Here is a 23,501-nt window from a genome sequence, read left to right on the forward strand (position 1 = left end):
CCATGATTATTAAATTAAAGATGAAGTTAAGTACAAAAGCTGATAAGAATTCCGTTAGCCTGATCCTGGTTCATATTCCTTACAACATTAACGCTGCTACAGAAATCTTTCACCAAAAGAAAAAGCACCTTAAGCATTGTTTTTTTACCAAGTTCAGCCAGCAAACTTTTAATCATAGGATATTTAATCACTTCAAGATAAGTTGGATTACCCCCGGGCATTAAGTCACTAACGAGGCTCACAAAATCCATTTTTGCCTCTGCTTTAACTTCCGGCACGTCCATCTTAATCACACATTCTATCAATTTTTGCGAATGCTGCCTGTACGGATTCGTCTTCCCCAACTGGGTTTCGGTAGCCTTTTGAATTTCCATGGCTTTCAATTTTTAATTCAAAAAATCCCTTCCATCCATTGGCAATTGATTGATGAATAATTTTTTTCGCCGCGGCCTCATCTCCTTTACTTAAATTGACCAGTTCGTTAATGGCAGCCTGTTCGCTTAAAACGGTTTTGTAAGAAAAATTCAATTCGTCTTTTTTAAATTTTTTCCATAAATCCCATTCTTTTAAAAATTTTCTGAAAAAGGATTTTTAAAAAAAAGCTCATCGCCTTCCTTTCCCTTCCTATTACTCTCCTTTCCATTCCTTTCCTTTCCAGCAGTGATTACTCCGTGAGTATTCAGTGAATGTTCAGTGAGTACGTTCTGAATGATTTCCGATGGAATTTTAGACTCCAGAGGCCTATTGATGGACTGATGGGCTTTGAAAGTGCGAATGACGTAATAGCTTTCACCATTGAAAGTGAAAGGTATTATCATAAGGGCTTCCGTTAGCTGGGCAATCCATTCATTAATAGTTTTAACCCGTAGGTCTTCATCGAAAGGAAACAGTTCAGATTTTATTATACAGGAATCGGCACAGACAACACCTTCATCGTCTGCCAAATTCCACAGACCAATGAACATTAATCTTACATCACGTTTCATTCTGCCAAGTTTCTGATCTTTCCAAAAGGAAGGCTTTATCGTTCTTATCCTTGGCATTACATCTATATAAAGTCCAAAAATTATTTTAAGGCTATTTTAGAAAAAGACGAATTCATTTCTTTACTGAGGCTGGTTAAGATAAACCTGGATTGTTCGACGCTCCGGGTAAAAAACTGGAAACAGATAACGCCCTCTTTCATAAACCACACTGTCACGTCCATTTCTTTTTTAAAATAGAAAGCCCTCAATAGCCCTTTTTTAATAAAGGATAATTACCTAATATCTGGCCTGCTTTTAAAAGCAATTCATACTTCGACACATCTGTTTTGCTTTAATAAGATTTGTCCGGGGATATAACATTATTAGAACCGGATGAATCAAGTTAACCAGCCTTAGTATTGCTCCCATAACTCGGTGGTTTTTGAATTATTCTCGCATCCTCATTATCACACTAAAATTAGTATATAACATTTAAAAAAAAACGATCAAATGATACCTTTTTTTAATTAGAAAAAAGAGTATTTTATAGCGTTAGAAGACAAAACTCTTGGTTTAATCCAAGGTCTATTGGTAAAAATTGTAGCCGCAAAGTAGCCAACTCGAGTATTTACCATGCATAAATGTTGGTGTACTGTACAGGCAGATAGAAAAACATTACTACATTTAATAAAGACTGTCCACTACAATTACATTCAGAGACAATACCATGGGAAGAATAAGATATTTTATACTGTTGACATCATTTGCTTTGCCGAATATAAAAGTATTATTAAGTAGGTTAACCGACAGCTTTCTTATCCGCAAAATTATGGTATTTTGTAATTGGTATGGCTATGGTATTGCACCAGCTTTTCAGACGGCGTCAAATGGACGTGTAAGCGTCTGGAGCTTTTAATTATAAATATTTTAAACTATAATGAATCTTTATCTGCGCACAGTTTGCAAGAATAATCACTAGAACATTAACGACGGTGAAACAAGTTGATTAAACAGATACGTAAGTATTAAGGAAGCCGTCAAAAATTCATTTTAAGTAGAGTACTATAAACCCCGCCGATATTGTCAATGGGAATTAACTTTAAGGTTAATAAGTGTTAGAATATTATCACTCTCAAAAAGGAGAATTTTATCACTTGTTCAATAATTAAACATCTTGTCTTAACCTCAGCGACCCGCTATCTTTACCAATTTAATAAATTCAAATGGAAAAAGTAAATTGAGTAGTATGAAAGTCAGAGTTGATCATTGTATTAAACATACGATAAGCAGTTTCCGCAAGTAAGGTTTACTTCGATCTAATATAACTCTACGAGAAACCACAATGGTTTTTTTAAAACCAGACAAGATGTCATATAACGAAAACTCGTGAGAGTGAAATTGTGTTTTAAACTCATTTAAAAAATTCCCTATCATATAATTCTTCCATTGAACTTGATACCAAATATGATTGCTAGTGACGGAAAGAGATTTAAAACTTGCCTTAAAACTCTTTTCAAAAATCTGACGACTTTAATCAGTGCAAAGACCGATAAAAATTTAAACACCGAATTTAAACAGGCAGTTAATCCCTGTATTTTAGGGAATCAAGTTGCGATGTCTGCAACTGGCAAGATGTTCAATTGTCATACAATTGGAAGATTTGCCCCTTTTGCCTCGGAACTCGGGCGGGGAAAAGACAAAGACAGCTAACTATTTTCAAAAGATAAAGAGAGCGAGAAAATGAAAAATCAGCAAACAGCTTCTGACAGCAGAATTGTAACAATTCGATTTAAACCAGAGGAATATGCTCAATTGCAAAAGAAGTTTAGAACAAGCACCTGCCGAAAATTGAGTGAGTACATTCGCAAAGTAACTCTCGGAAAACCCATGGTTTTTACCTATAGAAATCAATCGGCAGATGATTTTTTGGCAGAGATGGTTAAGCTGAAAAATGAACTGAATGCGATCGGAAACAACTTTAACCAGGCCGTAACACGTTTGCACACTTTACATCAGTTTGACGATATGAAAGCGTGGATAGTCCTGAATGAAGTCAGCAAACAATCCCTTTTCAGGAAAATTGAAGAAATCAAATCAAGAACTATCCAACTGTATGAACAATGGTTGCAAAAATAAAAAACCTTCAAGTCTCATTAAGGTTCATAATTATAATGAACAGAAAGTGCAGAATGGAATGGTGGAATGTAATTATGGAGGAACTTTTTGCGTTGTGCAGGTTGTTCAAACTGTGCTACTTTTCTACCGTTCGTGCCGAAGACGTTGAAAAAATCATCCCAGAAGGATTTACCTTCTGCATCTTCGCTTACTTAGTCTTTCCATTCTTGTGTAAATTCTAAGGCTCCGCTTTTGATCTCATTCCAGCTTAACAGCATCTATCGTTATATGGTTAGTTTCGAACCGGAAATATAAGACTTCTTTTAAAAGCCATGTCAAAGTTTAAACATATATTTTTTTACACAGAAGGAATTGCAATCACCTGATAGATAAACAACTCTTAAACTGAAACCTTCTCTTTGATTTCCTTAATATTTTCGAAACGGTATTAAGAGAATTATAAACTCATCCATATCAATCCTTCGCAAAGTTCCTACCAGCATTTCCGAAAGCAAGGTCTGCGCCTTCGCTCCTACGGCTTGCCACCGGTTTTTCAAAAAAAATCTCCACTTCCTGCACTTCTATGTTTTTAATAGCATGCGGTAGTATTTTTTTTTGAAAAAACCTTGCTTTCTGAAATCCTGTTTTTAGAGCCTGGTCGCTATTATTAGAACGAACGAGTTGTATGCGGACTTCCTTCATACTAATTACTTACAATTATGTTATTCAAGTATCATTTATATATTACGATCTGGACATCAGAGCACGAATTACAAAATTATATATCCCTCCACATAATTTGTAATTCAGTCATTATGTAATTCCTTTCTGCGAGGGCTCCATACATCATATCCTCCTTATACTATGATGGTCAACTTATGCCTTTCATCATCAAAAAAGACGTCTCGTCCTTTATTAAAAGACTTTTTGTAACAGAACCTTCTACTTTGCGTTACATAACAAATAATTTTGCATGAAAGCCCTCTACATATTTCTTTCTCTTTTTTTAAGCTTTATTTCATTGACAGCATTTGCTCAAGGCTCTTACACTGTTTCCGGAACTGTTAAAGATAATAATGGCAATGCTTTGGCTCATGTTACTATTTCAGTGCTAAAGGCAAAGGATAGCACTCTTGTAAAATCAGAAATCAGTAATACGGCAGGAAAGTTTGAGATGCAGATTCCAGCTCAACAGACCTATGTGCTTTTGTATACTATCGTGGGCTATTCAAACAAATACAGCCATCTTTTCAGCCTTAATAAAAATTTCAATGAAGTGACAACTTTGAAGCCTTCCTCAAAAAAACTAGAAGATGTAAGCGTTACAGCGCATAGACCTTTAATCGAAATCAAGGCAGACAAAACGGTTTTCAACGTTGAAGGCAGCATAAACGCCCAGGGAAGCAACGCACTTGAGCTGCTGCAAAAAAGCCCTGGTATGCGGGTTGATAATAATGACAACATAAGTATGAAAGGAAAAACTGGTGTTAAAGTATACATAGATGGCAAAATGACTCAATTGGATACCAAGAGCCTTGCTGCTTATTTAAGGAGCATAAACAGTAATGATATTGAAGCAATCGAAATGATAAGTAATCCAAGCGCAAAATACGATGCCAGCGGTAATGCGGGTATTGTAAACATTCGTTTAAAGAAGAATAAAAAATACGGGACCAATGGATCTGTAAATGCAGGCTTCGTACAAGGTGAAACACCAAAAGGTAATGGAAGCTTAAATCTAAACTATCGGGATAAACTTATTAATGTATTTGGTAATGCAGGAATGGATTTGGGTAATTATCATAACACAATCGATATATATCGTATTCAAAACGATACCATATTTGACCAAAGAAGTCAAATGATTAACCGAAATAAAAGCTATAATGTAAAAGTTGGTACTGATTATTTTATCAATCCCAAGAATACCATAGGCTTCATGTTAAACGGCAACTTTGCCGATGGGGACTGGACTAACGATAGTCGTACGATGATATCATACAAACCCTCCGGCAACCATGTAAAAACGCTTAATGCTACCAATTCTGTCCCTGGCAAACGCACGAATTTCAATGGTAATATTAACTACCGGTATGCGGATACCAGTAATACTGAAATTAACTTCGACGGCGATTACGGGGTGTTTCGAAGCAAGGGCCGCAGCTACCAGCCCAATTATTATTCTGATGCAAACGACAACCCTCTTTACAGTATAATTAACCGAAACAATACGCCTATCGACATTGACATTTATGCTGCCAAAGTAGACGTAGAAAAAAATCAATGGAAAGGGAAATTAGGATTTGGTGCCAAAACCTCATATGTAAAAACCCAAAATGCCTTCGAATTCTTTACCGATGAAAATGGAGTACCTGTAAAAAACATGCAACGAAGTAATCGATTTAAATACATAGAAGATGTAAATGCGGCTTATGTGAATTATAACCGTCCCCTTGGCAAAAAAGTGACTATGCAAACGGGTTTCCGGGTTGAGCAAACAAATAGTGAGGGAGACCTAACTCGTGATGACGGAATACAACAAGCTGATAACAATATAAAACGACACTATCTTGACCTTTTCCCAAGCGCAGCATTTACCTATAATCTTAACCAGAAAAATACGCTCAACCTTACTTACAGCCGACGTATAGACCGTCCTTCTTACCAAGATCTCAATCCGTTTGAGAATAAGCTCGATGAATTAACATATGAAAAAGGCAATGCTTTTTTAAAACCACAATACACAGATAATGTAGAGCTTTCTCATACATTTATGGGGACTATCACCACTACTGTAGGGTATAGCCATATAAAGGATTACCGCGCCCAATTCATAGATACAACTAATAAAAATGCAACTTTTGTGCAACAACGTAATCTTGCCACACAACAAATTTATTCTTTCAGTGTCGGCTCTGCACTTCCACTTGCCAAATGGTGGTCAGGTTACGCTAATTTCTATGCCAACTATCAAAAGTTCAAAGGACAGTTTACCAACCAAAACATTGACCTAAGTATATTTGGGTATGGTGGATATCTTCAAAGCGCCTTCACTTTAGGGCACGATTATACTGCTGAAATCAACGGATGGTTCAATGGTCCCGGACTTGATGGTACTATTAAGTCAAAAGCTATGGGAGCTGCCGATATTGGATTTCAAAAGATGTTTATGCAAAAAAAGGCAAGTATTAAAATAAGTACAACAGATATATTTCATACTTCACGTTGGTCAGGCACCACCGATATGGCAGGTTTATATGCGAGACTTTCAGGCAGATGGGAAAGTCAAACCTTCCGTGTCAACTTTACTTATCGCTTCGGAAGTAACCAAATCAGCAGTGCGAGGCAGCGGAAAACGGGACTGGAGACAGAAGCAAATCGAATAAAAGGTGGGAAATAAACTCTAATTTAGCGGTCACCCTTAATTACTGGCTTCATGATGGTGAACAATTAACTGTTTACGCGCGCTTAAATGACATCTCTGTTCCATCTATTTATAGGCCTTTTGCTGATGATAAAACCTTTTTAGTTCCAAAACAAGCTCAAGAAAAAAAAGATAGGTGTACGAAGCTAATTGAAATTGCCCTTAAAAACAGGCGGGTCTTGCTAATGCTTGCAGCCCGGTCTATTCGTACTGGGCATCGTATCTATACAACAAAATCCTATTGATGCGATCCCTGATCTATCATAAAACCAGGTAATCCACTTCCTGACAACTTAATATGATTGCCATAACCATTAATTAGTGGCAGCTAAAGGGTATCTTTTTATTGTGAATGTCAGGCCACCTTGTTCTTTTTCTCAAGTGATTTCATTATTCCTATTGCCGTCGGAATTAATAAAAGTACTTCAGTAAGTGGTAAAAACCAAAATCCTAATCCATTTGTCACTCCAATTGTTGTCAAATATGTGAAAAGTATAATCAAAGAAAAAATCACCAAAGTTGCCAATTTCAAAAATCTATACATTCTTGTCGCAATAGCATATTGTTTTTCAGCATTGTCCTCCGTAATCTTTATCAAATAAGTGAAGCCTCTGGGATGCTTATTGATTTGCGTCAAGACAAAATAAATAATTGTCGCAAGTAACGGTAAAATTATCAACGTCTTTTTGTTACCGTAACTATCCACCTGTCCGGAAGCATTAAAATGGGTTGGAATTATTGTTGGCAATTTTAAAAAAGTATAAAGTGTCAAACCCCAAATAACAACTAAGAATATTTTACTCGTCATCTCTAACGATTTGTCAACTGGGGAGAGATTAAGTTTAACTTTTGGTCTTGCTTCAATTTCCATAATGGTTTGCTTTGTATGGAGGCATTTCTGTTTGTCTGCTAAATATAGCACAAATCTTAATTGAAAAACACTGAATAAGTATTGCTCGTTAAGCCGTCATCACGCAAAACCGGATATTGGCAATAGCTTTAGTTCTGTCGCACCCAAGCCTGCCCTAAAATGTCTTTGAAATAGACAAAACCAAACTTTCTGTCATACCATACTTTGTCCACGTTATAATACCTGTCCCAACCAATGTCGTGATAGGTATTTGGATTGTTTGAGTTGAACTTAAGAACTTCGTTATAAGTTTTTGTTGCACCCACAAAAGTTTGAAATGGTACAGGCTGATAAACATTTGGAAATGTAAGTAATCTTCTATCTCCGTTTGATAGTGGCTGTCCATTGTAATCGTCAAAGTCCCCGTATATTCTGACTTTAGCAGTAATGTTTGGGGTTAAGTTTTTATAATCAACGCTGTCAGAAGGATACACATACATAGTGATCTTTGTCGGGCTAGAAAAACTGTCCACCCGTTCAAAGTAAATTACTCTTTTATCATAGTCAAAGTATATAGTGCAATTTCCTGTTGTCCAATCACAATCTTGTGCATGCTGCTTTGTGGTTTCAATATTAGAAACATGATAAATACGCGTATTTCCAAAATTACTTAAAAACCTCAAAGTGTCATTTACTTTTAATCCTGAGAACCACTGCTTAGCCGTGTTATCAAAACTAAAATAGGGTCGTTTATTTAAGTCTTGCTTAGAGCAAGAAAAAAATGTAAAAAGAATTACTATGATAATGATAGGCTTCATAAAATTTACGCCCAATGCCCTTATTGCCTCAATTTCTCCAATACACTTGTTCTGGCTTTTTAAATTGCCAGAGCGTAATGCAATATACTTTTAATACGTTTTATTCGAAAGTGCTGACAAAGGATATTTTAGCTTCTTTCGAACACTATCATAATCTCCAGCGGGTTTCCATTAATAAAAAGAGCAGGCAAAAGTGATACAGCCTCTTTAATATATTAAGTTTTTTACTGAGGCAATTGTATGATAAACTTTGAACCTTCACCGATTTTAGATTTCGCTTCAATTGTTCCTGAATGCTGATCAACTATTTTTTTACAGATAGATAACCCTAAGCCTGTACCTTCAAATTGAGCTTTATTATGTAATCTATAAAACAAGCCGAATATTTTCTCACTATCCCTGTCATCAAATCCAATTCCGTTATCGGCTATACAGATTTCTAATCTCGTGGTAACCACTGATGCAGCGGGGCTATCAATATAATAAGTATGGGTGATTGTAATTCTTGGCACATCGTCTACTTTGGAGAACTTTAATGCGTTAGCAATTAAGTTTTGAAACAGCTGACGTATTTGAGGAGCTATTACAAGTGCATCCGGTAATCCATCTGTTACAATTTCTGCTTTCTTATTTAGTATTGTTTCTGATAATAACTCCTTGACTTCTGACAACAATTCCTCTAAGTTTGTTTGTTGTTTCAGTTGATTCCCATCTAAAAAAGAAAACTGTAGAATGTCATCAATCATACGTTGCATTCTACCTGTGCTGTCAAAAATTTTACTTAACGCCGTTTGCGACAGTTCCGTTAGTTTATCTTTTTCGGCTGCTAATACCTTAGAGCCGTAAACAGATATTTTCCTCAAAGGTTCTTTTAAATCATGACTTGCAACGGCTGCAAATTGTTGAAGGCTTTCGTTTGATTTTTCAAGTTCAATCGTTTTTTGTTTTAATTCTTCCTCAATCCTTTTTATCGTTGTAACATCCTGCACCGTACCTACCATTTTTACCGGCTTGCCTTCATCAATAGTAACTACACCTTTTGACCATATTATTTTTTTCTTTCCATTTCTCCAATACCTATAAACACAGTCGTAATGTCCTGTTTTAAAAGATAAGTTTATTGCATCTTGCACTTTTTCAATATCATCATGATGAACGTGATTCACAAACTCTTCAAACTTCTCCATCTTTTCCATTTCGAAGATCTTGTAAATTTCTGGAGTATTGGTAGTAGAATTTTGACCGGAAATATGCCATTCGAAACTACCTATGTGGGCTATGCTTTGTGCCTCAAGAAGTTCTTCTTTTCTCATTGCGAGTGCCTCTGCAATTTCTTTTTCGACAGATATATCAAACGCAACGCCTATTATTTCTCGTACGCCATCGTTTGGGTCCATTCTTAAAATTGTCTCGTAATAACGCAACCATTTATAAATACCATAGGTGTCTTTTACCCTGCATTCAAAAGCACATATTTCGCCATCCCCTTCCGAATATTTCTGGCGGCAATCAAAAGTTTTTTCCCAGTCTTCTGGATGAGTGATAGGTTGATAAAAGTTATCACTCCTACTTTTCATTTCAACACTTGTGAAGCCCAAGATATCCTTTAACTTATCGTTGGTAAAAGTTTGCACTTTATATTTGACGTCATAACAATAAATGAAGCCCGGAAGGGCATCAGATAGTTTCGACCTAAACTCTTCTTCTTCGTGTATTTGCTCTTTAAGAATGTCTATATAGGTGTCGAGTGACTTTGTAGTAGAGGCTAACAAGAAATCATTAATCTCCGCAAGCAACTCTTGTATTTGTATCTCATGATCGTAAAACTTAAAAGCATAATTTATTAGGGACTTACCCCTTATATGAAATACCAATGTTATGTCTTCGGCGGAAATATCATGTTTACCTACCATTTCTAACTGATTGGTCAACCATTTTTTAGTTGCGCTAGCAATGTAGTCACCTCCCTTATTGTTAATGAGACAGGTGAATAATTCTTTAAGTGAAGTACTTGAAAGTTCCAATAAGTGTTCATCTGGGAGATGGTTTAAAAACTTTAATAGTGGTGCGTTATATTGCCTTGCATAATGTAATTGCTCGACTGCAAAGTCATAAATATGGCTATCCAAAATAAACTTTGCCAACAACGGCAAATGCTGATATTTATATAGCCCAGAAATTGGATTTTTCATTGGAAGCTCATGTTTATAAACAGGTTAGAAACAACTATCAATAAAGGTCAACAAACTTATTATACAAATACATTATCGCAAGCAAATATTTTACATTTTTTTTCATATTATTTTTAAATCTATTCACCTGACTTCAATCTTGGGTAGTCACAATAAAAAAAGCGCTTAAAAAGAAAGCGATGAGAGATCGTGGGCATGCTTAAGATGTACAAGAGGTGGCAAAATACTCAACACTGAGCGGCGATTAATCTGGACCTCGCAAGTCTTGTTGATTATATCGCGTCAAGGCTTTGTCGCGTTTGTCGACATAAAAGTATGTATTATCATTTTTCAGGATAATTATACCGCCACACAATAAAATGTTTTTAAATAAGTACACCTAGTAAAGGTAACTTGTTGCTTTTTAATCATCCTTTATCCGCTTCTAGTTACTTCTCCTCCTAGTTAATAGAAAATCCACGGTATTTCCTTCCTTATCAACAGCTCTATATAAATACATCCACTGTCCTTTTACCTTTATATAAGTTTCATCCATCCTCCAACTTGCCAGTTGATTTTTTTCTTTTCCTAAATGCAACTTCAAGCTCGATAGAATTACGTCACGCTAGAACAAGAACTGATTATTGATTAATAGCCGATGGTACTCAATGGGGAATGGATTTGATAATGGCTGCGCAGGGAGCAACGAATTCCTATTCGTCACCCATTCAAATCGTGGTACGTCAGTATAAGCAACGTTTCGAAACTAACAATTGTCAATTATGAAAACGGCGTTAAATGAGAAGAGTATTATTTTTTGCTGTAATCATCGGTTTGACACAAGTTGCTTGTAAAAAGTCAAATTCGTCAAGCCCAGTCCCTTCTGCTTTAAACGGCAAATGGAGAATGATAGTTGTTAAGGATAATACATCTGGTTTGACAACAACTAAACCATCCTCAATTCAAAATGATGTTGTCATAACTTTTACTCCCACAAACTCAACTACTGGAACTTTCATTGGAAACACACCGACCAATGAGATAGGGAGAAATGAGTATTCAATTGGTGCAAATCAAACAATATCAATTCCCGTTTTAGCAATGACAAAAGTTGGTGAAACATCTTGGGGAACTTTATTTGTTGATCATATTCGCTCTTCTCAGCAATATACTTTTGAAGTTGGAGGCATACTCAATATTAAGACAGCAAATAAGACATTAACATTTAGCAAATTATAATGCCGAACGCACAAAGTGCCTTCGAGCAATTGGACTGAATTTTGGAGCAATGGGTGAGCATTTTTTGGCTATTCTAGAGTAATCTAAACATCAAGAGGGCGAAGTCATGGAGGCTGGATTTCTATCCAGCCTTCCTATTTATAGACGTATTACGTGCAAATTATTTTGATACAGAAACATCTTGCTTAGTAAGCACAAAGGATGATTTACTTGCATTATTTAATTTTGAAATACGGTTTTTAACAAATTTGTGTTTGTATTAATAAAGTTCGAGTTCTCAAGTCTTTCTTTCAGTAATTGCATGTCTTCGCTTAATTTAATAGGAAGCACACGGGCATAATGAAGAGTTTGCTTTATATGTTTATGCCCCATCATTTCCTTCACCGATTCTATCGGTACCCTGTTTGCCAAAGTTACTGTTGTGCCAAAAGTATGTCTTGCAGAATGACTAGTTAAAGGCTTATGAATATTGCTTATATCAGAAAGCTCTTTCAAATAAGAATTATACTTCTGATTGCTTAGAACAGGCAGCAAAACGTCTTTTGCAATACACCCCGGATCTTCCTGATATTTTTCAAGGATTTGAATAGCGATAGGAAGCAAAGGAATTCTTGAAGGAACAGCAGACTTTTGCCTGTTTTTTAGTATCCAAAACTGTCCATCAATTCCAATACAAACCTCCGAACGTTTTAATTGCTTTACATCAATAAATGCTAATCCTGTAAAACAACAAAATATAAATATATCCCTTACCCGTTGCAGCCTAATGTTGTTAATGTCCTTTTCTATTAAACGTTGAATTTCTTCTTTTGCAAGATATACAGGCTCCTTATCCTCCAGTTTTAAACTGAAGGAAGCAAAAGGATCTTTTACAAGCCAACCATTGTTTATACAAAGAATAACAACTTTTTTCAGATTGCTGATATATTTCATTGTTGTATTGTGACTGCAATGACGAACGGTCTTATACCAAAAAGACATTTCATTTACAAACTCACTATTCAATGCATAAATATTTATATCTTCCTGATTATACTTCCATTTGATAAAAGATTTCGTATGTTTTAAAGCAGTTTCAAACCTTGTATACGTTCCTTTGCATAATCCTTGCCAATAAGAGCTTTCATTCTGTCATTATGATCCCTAAAAATTTTAAGCAACATTTTACCCCTTTGCTGTTTTCCTGAGACAAAATCCATTACTAGGCTAGCTGTAATTTGTTCCCCAGCTTCCATTATTTGCCTTTTCACTTGGTAAACTTTCACCTGCAGTGCTTCAAGAAACATGGTAAGTTCCCGGGCATCTTCCTTTGTTCCTATCGGTTTTGAAGCATTTGAATTCCATCTATGCTTTTCCCATCTTCTATTTAGCGATAATTCTTTTACGATGCCGTCCACGGTTATTCTTAAATAAATAGGTAATAGTCCTTTTGAGTAGTTTTTTGGCTTTTTTAAATAAAATAATAATCCAAAACTTTCTTCTAACATGGCTTTAAATTTAGAATGTAATAAAATTAAACTAATAGCCATCTGAAGACAAGATGTTCAATAATTGAACTAGTTGGTAATCATCGAGTTATGCAATTCCAGTGAGTATTTTTTCAGAAAATTATTGAACTCACGATTTACTCACTAGAAATTTGTTCGTTTTTGCCCGGGTTTCACAAGTTAAATAAAAAAATAAAGCCTAAAAATCATTGATTTGTAGGCTTTTAACTGTTTTTGATAAGCGTTTCAGCGGAGAGAGAGGGAACAGAACTCTGTTCCTAATACACTGAAAATCAAATCAGAAGAACGGCTATTAGTGAATGTCACCCGAATTTTCACCCTTTTAGATCAAGTCAAATAACAACAAATTTTATCTAAAATTACGGAAGTTCTGGTCAAAGATGATGTATTACGAGTTTCTTCTTATAACCTTTTACTGCAGCAATCTGTCATGGAATGCTAGGACAAAAAAACAGAAAATTCAAAATAGACTTTAAGAGTTCCGTGTTATATTCCACAGTTGCAAACCAAGGACAATTCTAAATTGATTGGGCATTCAACTTTTTCCGCTCCTTCTGAAAAAACCTCTTTGCGTGCCGTCCCGAAAAAATTGTATAGTTAAAGCGGCAACGGATGTGAATCATAATCCGAAATAGAGGGGATATGAAGTTGTTTGGGAAGGACGGCAATCATCAAGGCTTATCCAAATCACATCATTCTTCAAAAATGCACGAGGAGCATATGATGGAGAAGGTAATAATCTTGTGATTGTGGTACCGTGAAAAAAGACAACTTGAATCTAAGTAAGAGTTGCATAGATAATACTTAAGCACCACACCTTTTTCAATCCACAATTCCTTGCAACACTTTTAAAAAATTCAACATTGTCAGAAGCTTCTGGTCATTGTATTTCTTGAATAACTACCCTAAATTATTGTTGATTTTACCGGACTCGAGTACCCGTTGTATATCGCCGTAATCGTAGAAATGAACACCTCCAATTTTTGTGTAAGGAATAACGCCTGAAGATTTAAGTGTTTGCAAAGTACCGGGAGAAATCTTAAGAAGTCTCCTGACTTCATGAGACTTCATCCACTTTTTTTGGACTGCCGTTTGAGATTTAAATGCTGCCAGCAGTTCTTCTAATAGTTGTTTTTTAAACTGCAGTAAGTCATCGATCGTTATTAACTGATGGGCATAAATTTTTTGAGGATATTGATCCTCTCCTGATTTTCTAAAAGCTTTATCCATAACACACATTTTATTTATAAAAATCACATTCCTCTTTGACTTGTATCATACCCTTAATCTTTTACAAATATGTGAAGAATAAATATTGAGAACAGTCCCAAGGGTCATAGTACCCCTTTTAAAACATTGCAATTCAATTCAAATAAAAATTAAGAAAATATGTAAAACCACTATAATTCTAACTTAAACAGTATCCTGCTGCTAAAAGGTTAACTGGAGAATTTTAAAGTATTGTAGCTGCACATCTTAAACCCCTTAGTAAAACGTAAGAGTGCTGAAGATGACGCGGCAATGGTAGAATTGTTGGATGTTTTACTAATGCATACAACTTTTTCATTTCAATCAACAACCGGGGCTAACAACACCATTTCGGAAAGCAAGGTTTTTGCACAAAAAAATTTTTACAAAGTTTGTTAGAAACAGCAGTTAAGGTGCTGGAGATGATGCTTTACTAAATGGTGTTAGGAAGTTGGCCGAAGATGATCGATATGAAAGGCTTGTTTGCTTTTATCGAACGTTCTGTAAAAAATTTTCAAAAACAATCTATTGCGTTATTGAAGAAACTTCTAATCATACTTTTTTCGTGGACGCGACTTCATCTTCATTTAATTTTGCAAACTCCTTTGTCTTAGCGTTTGCAGAAAACGTTCCATTTCATCAGAAAACGTGCCGTTGTAATAGGCTTCTTTTAATTGTTATTATAATAAGTATGACAGTCATCTCATAAACTTAAATAGTTGGGTTACAGACTCATTCATCAATCCTTCGCAAAGATCCTAACAGTCTTCCTGCAAGCAAGGTCTACGCCTTCGTGAACTTCGGCTTGTCACTGGTTTTATGAAAAAAATCTGCACCACCTGCTTCATTATTTTTCAATTGAAGGGGGCGGTATTTTTTTCATAAAAACCTTGCTTCCATTCAGACTGTTTTAGGGGCCGGGTTGCTACGATAGTTTGAACGAGGCTTTATGGCGAGTTTCTATTCACTTACAACTAAAATTTAAAGCTATGGTACTCGTAAGACGAATTACAAAAGATGCAGTTATTAATTAATTTAAAGATGATAGACAGGTAATCAATTTCACGTTAGCAGTTAACGACTATTTCAAGCCTAAAAATGGTGAAAGCAAAAACAACACGACTTATATCAACTGTTCTTATTGCATGTATCTAAAGTTAGCCGAACGCATTACAAAAGGCAACAACGTACACAAAAAATGAATGAAATTGGAAGTTGTTTAATACAATTCACAAGTAAAGCAACGCCTTATTTTTGGCTAGCTACGACAATGATAAAACTTACGATATAAAAAAGGTGAAATTTACGGATGAGGAGTTCATTGAAATAACAGTGATTAAACCAGGGATAGACGAAAGAAATGTTACCAGAGAGCTTACAACGGAATACGAAAATGTTACGCCATTTTTCTGTTTTGACATCCATAAATTTCAGGGCACATCCCATGCGTTGTACTAGAATTTACAGCTGCAGGTCTCCTTCTTTTTGAAACCATTTAGAAGGAACTAATATCCTAAAAAAACCGTTTCCCCTTGAGGGGACGGAAGGGGTGATTTAAAATGCTTTCCTTAAAGGTTTGTCATCATTTCAAAAAGCATTTGACATGGCTAAAATTTTGCCGCCCATTGTTCATAAATCTTATCGATTCTACCTTTATTAGAGCGAGATTTTTTTGCTGTACAAAGATGGAAATGGGGTGTATAAAAAGCAAAAACACAAACAGTGATTCTGTCAAAAAAATGGATTTATTAAAAAGAAACTTCTCACATCAACCGAACTCTTTTTTAATAGCTGTTCAAACATACGCTTTCTTCAATTCATTTCCTTACTTATATAAAAAGATTTCGAATTCTCGGCAACGCATTAATGTGCCTTGTACCGCACATGGCAAGATGTACAAACGTTATACGTTTGACAATCTTGCCCCTTCACTCGGAACTCGTACGGGGTCACAACAGGGAAGAAAAAATGACCGTTAACATCACAGTTTGCATTATGAAGAAGCCGGAGAATGAGGTGAAAAAGAAAATGATGGTTATGAGAATGATTATTCTAGCTTGGAACGTTTGGAAAAACTCCAGAAATAAAGTACCGAAAGTTCCTTAGCAATTATTTACGAATAGTGACTTTGCAAAAACCGGTAATAATTAAATATCGTAACCAATCAGCTAACAATTTTCTAAAGACATATTAGAACTTAAAAAAGAGCGACATGCAATAGGAAGCAATTTTAACCAGGTGGTAAAAAAATTTATAGTTGCTGTGGTGACATCGTAAACATAGTTTCTAAAAATTCTGTAGTAGCTGGTCCTAACAATGCCGGTTATGGTTCATTTTATCGGTATAATCACTGAAGCAACGATTGCGCGTATTGACGATCAGAAAGTAAATAAAGTTGGTCGTCAATCCACTGTTTGAATTTAGTTTATTGCAATTATTCTTACTGGCCCTAATAAACCCGATGGCAGCAAGGGTGAATTAGCCTGGTAAAAGGGCATAGATGTATAGGTAATCTTGCTGGTTACACCTGGCTGTGCATCTCCAATCAATCTGTTTACCCATAGGTTCGTAACCTTTATTCCTACTTTGTTTGCACCTGCTTTCAACGCATTGGTTACATCCACACGAAATGGCTTTTTCCAAACCACACCTAATGGCCTTCCGTTTACCATCACTTCTGCTAAATTCTTTACTTCACCCAGGTCTAACCACACCTGTGAGCCTTTAAGCAACTGATTTGAGGATACATTGATGGTCTTTGTATAAGTAGCAGTACCCGAGAAATATTTGATGCCTACATCAGTATTGTCGGTGTAGGAACTCAATTGATTAAAAGTTACATTTGCCGGGGCGCCGCGATTAGGCTGAAAAGCTACATTCCATGGACCTCCAGTAATTGCTATTTCTTTTTCAGTTGTTGATGTTAGAGTAACGGATGTTTTAGTTGTGTTTTTTCGGAATACTACAAATACCGCATCATTGGGATCCAATCGCAAAGTCACTTTGGTGATACCATCAGCAATCGTATAAGAAGCGCTTTCTGTTTTCCCTGTTTCCGGATGCCATATCTCCGGCGCTTTCCCCGTTACACGAAAGGTCGCTTCTACATTTTCAGTATTGTTGCCGCGGTTATTTACCCAATACCCATCACCATCAGATAACCTGCGATGTACATACAACAGTTTCGTATTTGCCGTTGGTTTGTTATACTGAAAGTCTGGGATAATGCTTAACGCAGGCATTAAATCGCCAAGCGTTTTACCCGTAAATACTTTTGCATTATTGCTGTTCCATACTTCATTCACTATGCTCTGAAATTCTTTTTGATCATCACTCAAACTCGGCGTGCTTTCCGGTTTGACTCCGGTAACTGTTGCTCCTGCTTGTACCAGGTCTCTTATTTTTCTTAAAACAGGTAACGACATTTTGCTTGCATTGCTGTCTAATACCAGCACGCGGTAGCTCATGCCGCTCGGCGTAACCAACTTGCCATCTTTTACAGATAACAGGTTGATCAATGCATCAGCATTGATAAAGTCGTAATTATAACCTTCGGGAATATCAGGCAATTTCTTACCGAACAATGCAGTGATATTATTATCCTCACCATAATAATATACGATATCAGCAACAAACTTTCCCTGCTGCAACATGTAAGCAGTGCGTGCAAGATAAGTCGTCCAGACTTTAGCTTTATTAGCCCATGTTTCGTGGCGATTAAACCATTGGCCGAATGGTCCGAGGCTAAGGCCAGGTATTTTGTCATCTATCGGTTGATGCACGCTGGAGTGGATCATAAAACGGTTAATTCCACTCGCAAACTCCAAATCGGCCGTAGGTTTTAAATTTTCCGGCGCATAAGAATAAGCGGCACCGCCAAGTCCGAAAGCAGTCATTGATTCTGCTGCTGCTAAGTTTTGACCATACAAATGAGCTACAGAAGCAGACTCTCTATCATCGGCCTGGTAACCGGTTTGATCGCCGCCATTCATAAATACATTTGGTGTCCACATAGCAGACATCGGTACGGCCGCTTTACGTTTAACTTCCATACCATCTGCAATTAATGCACGACCGCTTTCATGCGATTCTGTATAACGCTTCATCCCATATTGTGTCAAGATGTTGGTTAACCCGTCGTAGTGATATTCAGCAACTAAATCACTCAATGTTTTTCTGTAATCAAATAAAAATTGTTCGCTTGCTTCGGAGCTTTTCACTATATGTCCTGTAAGTACAGGCATCCACGGCAACATGCTATAACCCCGGCGTTTTTGAAACTCCTGCATTAAATTAGGCGTCCAGTTTTGTGCACCGGCTTCCCAGCTATCAGTTACAACAAATTGCAATCCTCCTTTGTTTCCCATCAAGCCACCGGTTGCGTCTTTGTATTGATCGAGATAAGTAGTGAAATATTTTTTTACAGCCACCGGATCTAATTTATCTACCTCCAGACCTGTCGCTTCAGGTGTTGCTGGATGATTGGTAATACCGGTTAATGAATAACCAAACCGAACAACATTCCAGTTGCCGGCAGGAGCAGTCCAGTTCAGTGCACCATCTGCATTCAGCTTATTAGTAAGATCGATTACATCAGTTGTGTTTACCACATCATTGGTAGATGGTGTTGCTTTTTGATATAATTCTGCCGCGGGTGAAAAAGCATCCTTTTCTTCGAACATGTTGACCCGGATAACAGGATGTAAAACAATCTCTGCTATCTGCGTTCCGGGAGAAGGCTTAGGAGGTGCCGGTTTGCCACCCATGAATGCAGCAGCGAGGTCCATAATGGGTGGCGGATTTTTCAAGGTAATGCGGAAATATTTTGCAGTTGTTTCAGGTATTGTAATCGTTTGTTGTAACACAGCGCCGATAGGTATAGTACAAAACACTTTGAAGTTAATACCGTCATCACTTACTTCCAATGTGCGGGCGTCTTTTGCATCGCCTCCAAAACCGAAATTGCCTGCATTTCCGCCTCCTACCATGCTAATTGCCCTAATGGTTTGCGGCTGTGGAAAAGCAAACTGTATCCATGCAAAACCCTTCGTTGTATCTGGTGGCAGAAGGCTTGTTTTTTCAAGATTGCCATCCGTTAATTGTTGCAAATTGAAATTGCCACCGCTTGACGTAACTACTGCATTTAACTCGCTTAATGACTTATCCGCTTCAGGCATTTTGTAAGCTATCACCGCAACATCCTTATAATAAGCTGGTACTGCTTCTGTTGAACTACTCATTCCAAACTCAGGTTGTTTGGGAATGTTTTGAAAAGGTCCGGTTATGCCGGACGGCTTTGGTACATTGATATTTGATGCACCACCTTTTACACGTGTTTCCGTCCATACAATTTTCTTCATACCGTCTTCCGGCTTTACCCATGATCCGCCGCTTTCGCTCCATCCTGGTGAGCCTGCAATGCCCATTTCCATATGCAGGGAGTCGGTGAGCTTCGTCATAAACCGGTACGCATCTTTCCATTCCGGTGTCATATAAACCAATCGCTTCTCAACCACTTGCGGTGTTGCCAGGTTTGCATCGAAGTTTTGAAAGCCGCCGATCCCTGCTCTGTCCATCCACATCAGATCTTTGCGGATGCCATCTTTGGTAATATTTCCCTGCATCCAGTGCCACCACACACGAGGCTTCGCTGAGTTGGGCGGGGCCACAAATCCTGCATATAAATTATCGTCTGTTGCACGTTGCTTTGGTTGAGCAACCATCACCGTTGATGCTAATAATGCCGCTGCAGCCGGAATAAGTCTTTTCATTGTAATTATTCTACTTGTTGAAATAAATAGGTATTGCATTCTTTACTGTCAATGTAGTTGCTCTTGAAGGATCTTTTGATAAATATAATAGCTTTGTTTCGTGTGGCAAATTAAGTTGACGCCATTTAGAATCATTGAAGTTTATTCCATCCACATTAATACTACTGTCTTTAATAAAAAGCCAGTTGTTGTCAAATGAAATGTTGCGGGATGAACTGACTGAAGTGCTGATTGGGCAATTGCACTTACAGAAATAAGCAAAAGATATGCAAATAAGATTCTTTTCATATGGCTTTAGGTATTTCAGTTACTTAAATTCAAACTGGTTATCATTTCGCCGTAGCGAATTCATTTAATTCTTCTCTCAAAAACATTTTGTAATAGCGCGTCGTAGCAATAATGAAATAACAAGCACTCTTCCAACTTAGCGAAGGCAGGATGCTTGTTTTATTATCCTTTTTGATGGTTATTCTTTATCTCCTTCGAACTTAAAACCGCTTGCTTCCATTTGCAGCTTGATGACTTTTTTCTTTTCATAACGAATGAAAGAGAGCGTTGCTTTTCCGCCTGCATCAAATGTACCTGCTGCATCCATCGGAGTGATAGCACCATCGTTTTCGCCCGCCTTCATCATCAGTTTGCTATCTTTTACAGCTACTTCGATGTAAGGGAAAGGCAGGCCACTCATTTTATATTTTCCAATATAGTCGTTAAGATCTGTTTTTGAAACATCTTTCTGAACATTTTGAGAAATGCCTGCATCAGCCGTTTTAAAGACAGTATTCATAACAACCATCAAGGAACCACCTTTAGTTGTACGATTCTGAAATACGAGGTAAATGTCGTGTGTTCCTTTAGTAGGTGTTAATTCGAGCGATACGGGCTTGCCGCCAAAACCTAGAGCGCCGCCATTCCCGCCACTAATATCACCTATAAAATTTGTTTTACCCAGCAACTTTCCATTTGGTGCATCCATATGCATTTCGATGACTCCTCCCTGCGCATTTAATTGTGCCTTAGGCGCCATCGCTGTTACCTCAACTCGTGTAATGGCTGTAAGATCGATTTGCTTAAGACCAACGTAACTGCCGGATTTGGAAGGAATAACAAAATTATTTCCACCATAACTCATTTTAGTAACATCGCTAAACACGTCGTATTTGCTTGGATTGATAGAAGGATTGCGAAGCGTAAAGGTACCTTCAGCAGGAATGCCAGGTAAGCCATTAGCGCCCCTATCGGTATAAGCCGCCCGGAAAATGTAAACTCCCTGACCTTTATCGTTTGCCTGCTGTTTTGTCGTATAAGTACCTTGCGCAGGTAATGTTTTTGTTTTCGTTTTAGCCTGCGACAGGCTCAGGACGTATTTAATCATTTCTGATGCATCTTCTGCGGAAAGCTGAGGATGTGCCGCCATAGGTATATCGCCCCAGGCACCCTTCCCTCCGGAGATCACTTTTTTAGTCAGGCTTTCCATCATTCCCGACTTGCCATTATACTGGGTAGCAACAGCAAAGAAGGCAGGCCCAATTGATTTTTTATAATCTGAGTGGCAAGCTTTACAATCACTTCCTTGTATTAATTTCAAACCTTTCGAAGAACTTATCGCCTCTTCTGCTGTTCGGTGCCCTTGCACAATCTCTGCTTTATCAAAGCCTTCTGCCAGGTAATCAATGTTCACTACCACTTCGGAAGGTTTTATTTTACCATTGTCTAGTGAGCCATCTTCTTTATCTTTTACTTCTACCTTGTAGTTGTAGGTTTTATCGGGGACATAAAACGTTTTATTGTTTTTACCAATGTTAAACGCAACTAACGGCGGCTCATTACCTGCTGTTAACTCCATGGATTGAGATGAAACCCCACCTTTATTATCAGAAGCGGTTAAGGTTGCTTTGTATATACCAGCCTTAGAAAAAGTAAGTTTAGCATCGGGTCCATTAATGGTTTTTAAATAACCGTTTTTAGAAGTAATCTTCCACGAATATTGTACCGTATCGCCATCTGCGTCCTTTGTTCCTTTCGAAGAAAGGTTTGCAGTTAATGGGATAGAGCCACCCATTTTGTCTGCAGTTAATTGAATAGTCGGCTTTCTGTCGCCGCCATTGTATTCGATTCTGATTAGACGGGCGTCATCATTCGCAGTAAACCACCCTGAGCCATACTCAAGCATATAGAGGTCGCCATTAGATGCGAACCCCATATCCATAGGATTGCTGAATTTATAGCTTGGCATGAATCGTTCCATTGATACATAGTTGCCATCTTTATCCATTGTTACTGCCATGATCCAGCCCCGCATCCAATCATAAGTCAACAATTTTCCATTATAATATTTAGGTAATGCATGCATAGCATTTTTGAAGTCATCACTATAAAACACGGGACCAGCCATAGCATTTCGGCCGCCGGTTCCTACTAGAGGAAATTCTTTCGATGCTGCATAAGGATACCAAATAAAGGCTTTTTGAGCCGGAGGTAGTTCTTTGAGGCCGGTATTATTAGGAGAATTGTTAACAGGCTTTTGGGGATCGTATTTCAAGCCTGATCTACTGCTGGCAAAATCGTAGTAGTTATAAGCCTTATTATCTCCAACAAAATAGGGCCAGCCAAAATTGCCCGCTTTTCTCGCTTGCCCTATTTCATCGTGACCTGCAGGTCCGCGCAGAGAATCGGGATCGTTAGCGTCAGGTCCTACTTCACCCCAGTAAAGGAAGTTTGTTTTCTTATCGACCGAAATCCGGAAGGGATTCCTATTACCCATCACATAAATCTCGGGTCTTGTCTGTGCCTCACCTTTTTTAAAAAGATTTCCTTCTGGAATGGTATACGTTCCGTTTGATCGTGGTGTAATTCGCAAAATTTTACCGCGAAGATCATTAGTATTTGCTGATGACTTCTGAGCATCCCATGGAGACCTTCCTCCACTTTCATCAATAGGTGCATAAGGCGTTGCTCTTGGGCTTGTATTATCACCGGTTGATAAATAAAGGTTGTTGCTGTTATCCCAGGCAATAGACCCACCTGTGTGGCAGCATTGCTCTCTTTGCGTAGCTACTTCCAATAAAAGCTTTTTCGATGCCAGGTCAAGTACCTCGCCGTTCAGTGTATATCTCGTTAAAACATTAGCTGATTTTACAGGGTCAGAATAATAGAGGTATATCCAATGATTGGTGGCGAAATTAGGATCTTTGTTCAATCCAAGCAATCCATCTTCTGCCTCTGTTACCTTGCCTTCTTTGTCCGTATATTTTGTGCTTACCTCAATGTTTGCAATAGTTTTCAGTTGCTTTGTTTTTATATTGTAAAGCTTTACCGCACCATGTCGTTCAATAAGCAAGATATGATCGTCGTTGAGCACGCTCAACTCCATCGGCTCATTCAGCTTTTCG

General features: G+C 37.5%; 17 protein-coding genes and 2 pseudogenes. 5 read left to right on the forward strand and 14 right to left on the reverse strand.

Annotated elements, in window-relative coordinates; translation table 11 throughout:
- Window positions 1-26: 26 nt before the first annotated feature.
- Genes B154_RS0102605 through B154_RS27495 form a run of 3 tightly spaced genes read right to left on the reverse strand, consistent with a single transcriptional unit; the run spans window position 27 to window position 1,043 of the window.
- The gene (locus B154_RS0102605; RefSeq protein ID WP_157580404.1) at window positions 27-293 is read right to left on the reverse strand and encodes a hypothetical protein; all 267 of its coding nucleotides are present in this window, start codon (window positions 291-293) and stop codon (window positions 27-29) included.
- On the reverse strand, window positions 286-528 hold the full coding sequence (locus B154_RS0102610) for a hypothetical protein (RefSeq protein WP_018611646.1): 243 nt from the start codon (window positions 526-528) through the stop codon (window positions 286-288). The genes B154_RS0102605 and B154_RS0102610 overlap by 8 nt, the downstream gene beginning before the upstream one ends.
- Window positions 529-566: 38 nt before the next feature.
- A complete protein-coding gene (locus B154_RS27495; RefSeq protein ID WP_018611648.1) occupies window positions 567-1,043 on the reverse strand; it encodes a hypothetical protein in 477 nt (158 codons plus the stop codon).
- Window positions 1,044-2,705: 1,662 nt separating this feature from the next.
- On the opposite strand from B154_RS27495, the gene B154_RS0102630 reads away from it, so the two are divergent.
- On the forward strand, window positions 2,706-3,101 hold the full coding sequence (locus B154_RS0102630) for a plasmid mobilization protein (RefSeq protein WP_018611650.1): 396 nt from the start codon (window positions 2,706-2,708) through the stop codon (window positions 3,099-3,101).
- A 453-nt stretch (window positions 3,102-3,554) separates the two neighbouring features.
- Here B154_RS0102630 and B154_RS0102635 read toward each other — a convergent pair whose 3' ends face one another.
- Window positions 3,555-3,782 (reverse strand): hypothetical protein, encoded by a 228-nt coding sequence (locus tag B154_RS0102635; RefSeq protein ID WP_018611651.1) that lies wholly within the window; start codon window positions 3,780-3,782, stop codon window positions 3,555-3,557.
- Window positions 3,783-4,053: 271 nt separating this feature from the next.
- On the opposite strand from B154_RS0102635, the gene B154_RS0102640 reads away from it, so the two are divergent.
- Window positions 4,054-6,480 carry a TonB-dependent receptor gene (locus tag B154_RS0102640; protein ID WP_018611652.1) on the forward strand — a complete coding sequence of 809 codons (2,427 nt, stop codon included), beginning with the start codon at window positions 4,054-4,056 and terminating at the stop codon, window positions 6,478-6,480.
- Between the two features lie 379 nt (window positions 6,481-6,859).
- Here the strand turns inward: B154_RS0102640 and B154_RS0102645 are convergent, their stop codons facing one another.
- The 4 genes and pseudogenes from B154_RS0102645 to B154_RS31230 all read right to left on the reverse strand — a co-directional run.
- Window positions 6,860-7,375 carry a DUF1648 domain-containing protein gene (locus B154_RS0102645; protein WP_018611653.1) on the reverse strand — a complete coding sequence of 172 codons (516 nt, stop codon included), beginning with the start codon at window positions 7,373-7,375 and terminating at the stop codon, window positions 6,860-6,862.
- A gap of 128 nt (window positions 7,376-7,503) precedes the next feature.
- Window positions 7,504-8,172: a hypothetical protein gene (locus B154_RS0102650; protein WP_018611654.1), complete on the reverse strand. Its 669-nt coding sequence runs from the start codon at window positions 8,170-8,172 to the stop codon at window positions 7,504-7,506.
- A gap of 224 nt (window positions 8,173-8,396) precedes the next feature.
- Window positions 8,397-10,364, reverse strand: coding sequence for a PAS domain-containing sensor histidine kinase (locus B154_RS30480; protein ID WP_018611655.1), 1,968 nt, complete (start codon window positions 10,362-10,364; stop codon window positions 8,397-8,399).
- 433 nt (window positions 10,365-10,797) lie between these two features.
- A pseudogene (locus B154_RS31230) lies at window positions 10,798-10,908 on the reverse strand (DDE-type integrase/transposase/recombinase); the annotation flags it as partial.
- A 233-nt stretch (window positions 10,909-11,141) separates the two neighbouring features.
- On the opposite strand from B154_RS31230, the gene B154_RS0102660 reads away from it, so the two are divergent.
- The gene (locus tag B154_RS0102660) at window positions 11,142-11,582 is read left to right on the forward strand and encodes a hypothetical protein (RefSeq protein WP_018611657.1); all 441 of its coding nucleotides are present in this window, start codon (window positions 11,142-11,144) and stop codon (window positions 11,580-11,582) included.
- 219 nt (window positions 11,583-11,801) lie between these two features.
- Here B154_RS0102660 and B154_RS32905 read toward each other — a convergent pair whose 3' ends face one another.
- The 3 genes from B154_RS32905 to B154_RS0102670 all read right to left on the reverse strand — a co-directional run bounded on the left by B154_RS32905 (window position 11,802) and on the right by B154_RS0102670 (window position 14,320).
- Window positions 11,802-12,629: a site-specific integrase gene (locus B154_RS32905; RefSeq protein ID WP_245542543.1), complete on the reverse strand. Its 828-nt coding sequence runs from the start codon at window positions 12,627-12,629 to the stop codon at window positions 11,802-11,804.
- A 17-nt stretch (window positions 12,630-12,646) separates the two neighbouring features.
- Window positions 12,647-13,069, reverse strand: a complete 423-nt coding sequence (locus B154_RS32910) for an Arm DNA-binding domain-containing protein (RefSeq protein WP_211217446.1) — start codon at window positions 13,067-13,069, stop codon at window positions 12,647-12,649.
- A gap of 921 nt (window positions 13,070-13,990) precedes the next feature.
- Window positions 13,991-14,320, reverse strand: a complete 330-nt coding sequence (locus tag B154_RS0102670) for a helix-turn-helix domain-containing protein (RefSeq protein WP_018611658.1) — start codon at window positions 14,318-14,320, stop codon at window positions 13,991-13,993.
- A 1,070-nt stretch (window positions 14,321-15,390) separates the two neighbouring features.
- Between B154_RS0102670 and B154_RS31740 the strand changes: the two are divergent.
- Both B154_RS31740 and B154_RS0102690 read left to right on the forward strand, forming a co-directional pair.
- Window positions 15,391-15,540 (forward strand): annotated as a pseudogene (locus tag B154_RS31740) (single-stranded DNA-binding protein); the annotation flags it as partial.
- A 537-nt stretch (window positions 15,541-16,077) separates the two neighbouring features.
- Window positions 16,078-16,317, forward strand: coding sequence for a hypothetical protein (locus tag B154_RS0102690; protein WP_157580407.1), 240 nt, complete (start codon window positions 16,078-16,080; stop codon window positions 16,315-16,317).
- Between the two features lie 441 nt (window positions 16,318-16,758).
- On the opposite strand, the gene B154_RS0102705 is transcribed toward B154_RS0102690, so the two are convergent.
- The 3 genes from B154_RS0102705 to B154_RS27510 form a co-directional block, all read right to left on the reverse strand.
- The gene (locus tag B154_RS0102705; protein WP_033410992.1) at window positions 16,759-20,109 is read right to left on the reverse strand and encodes a glycosyl hydrolase; all 3,351 of its coding nucleotides are present in this window, start codon (window positions 20,107-20,109) and stop codon (window positions 16,759-16,761) included.
- Between the two features lie 141 nt (window positions 20,110-20,250).
- Window positions 20,251-20,397 carry a hypothetical protein gene (locus tag B154_RS32115; protein ID WP_018611666.1) on the reverse strand — a complete coding sequence of 49 codons (147 nt, stop codon included), beginning with the start codon at window positions 20,395-20,397 and terminating at the stop codon, window positions 20,251-20,253.
- A gap of 178 nt (window positions 20,398-20,575) precedes the next feature.
- Window positions 20,576-23,482 carry a PQQ-dependent sugar dehydrogenase gene (locus B154_RS27510; RefSeq protein ID WP_281166847.1) on the reverse strand — a complete coding sequence of 969 codons (2,907 nt, stop codon included), beginning with the start codon at window positions 23,480-23,482 and terminating at the stop codon, window positions 20,576-20,578.
- Window positions 23,483-23,501 lie beyond the last annotated feature (19 nt).

This window comes from Segetibacter koreensis DSM 18137 (genome assembly GCF_000374045.1).
Lineage (GTDB): Bacteria > Bacteroidota > Bacteroidia > Chitinophagales > Chitinophagaceae > Segetibacter > Segetibacter koreensis.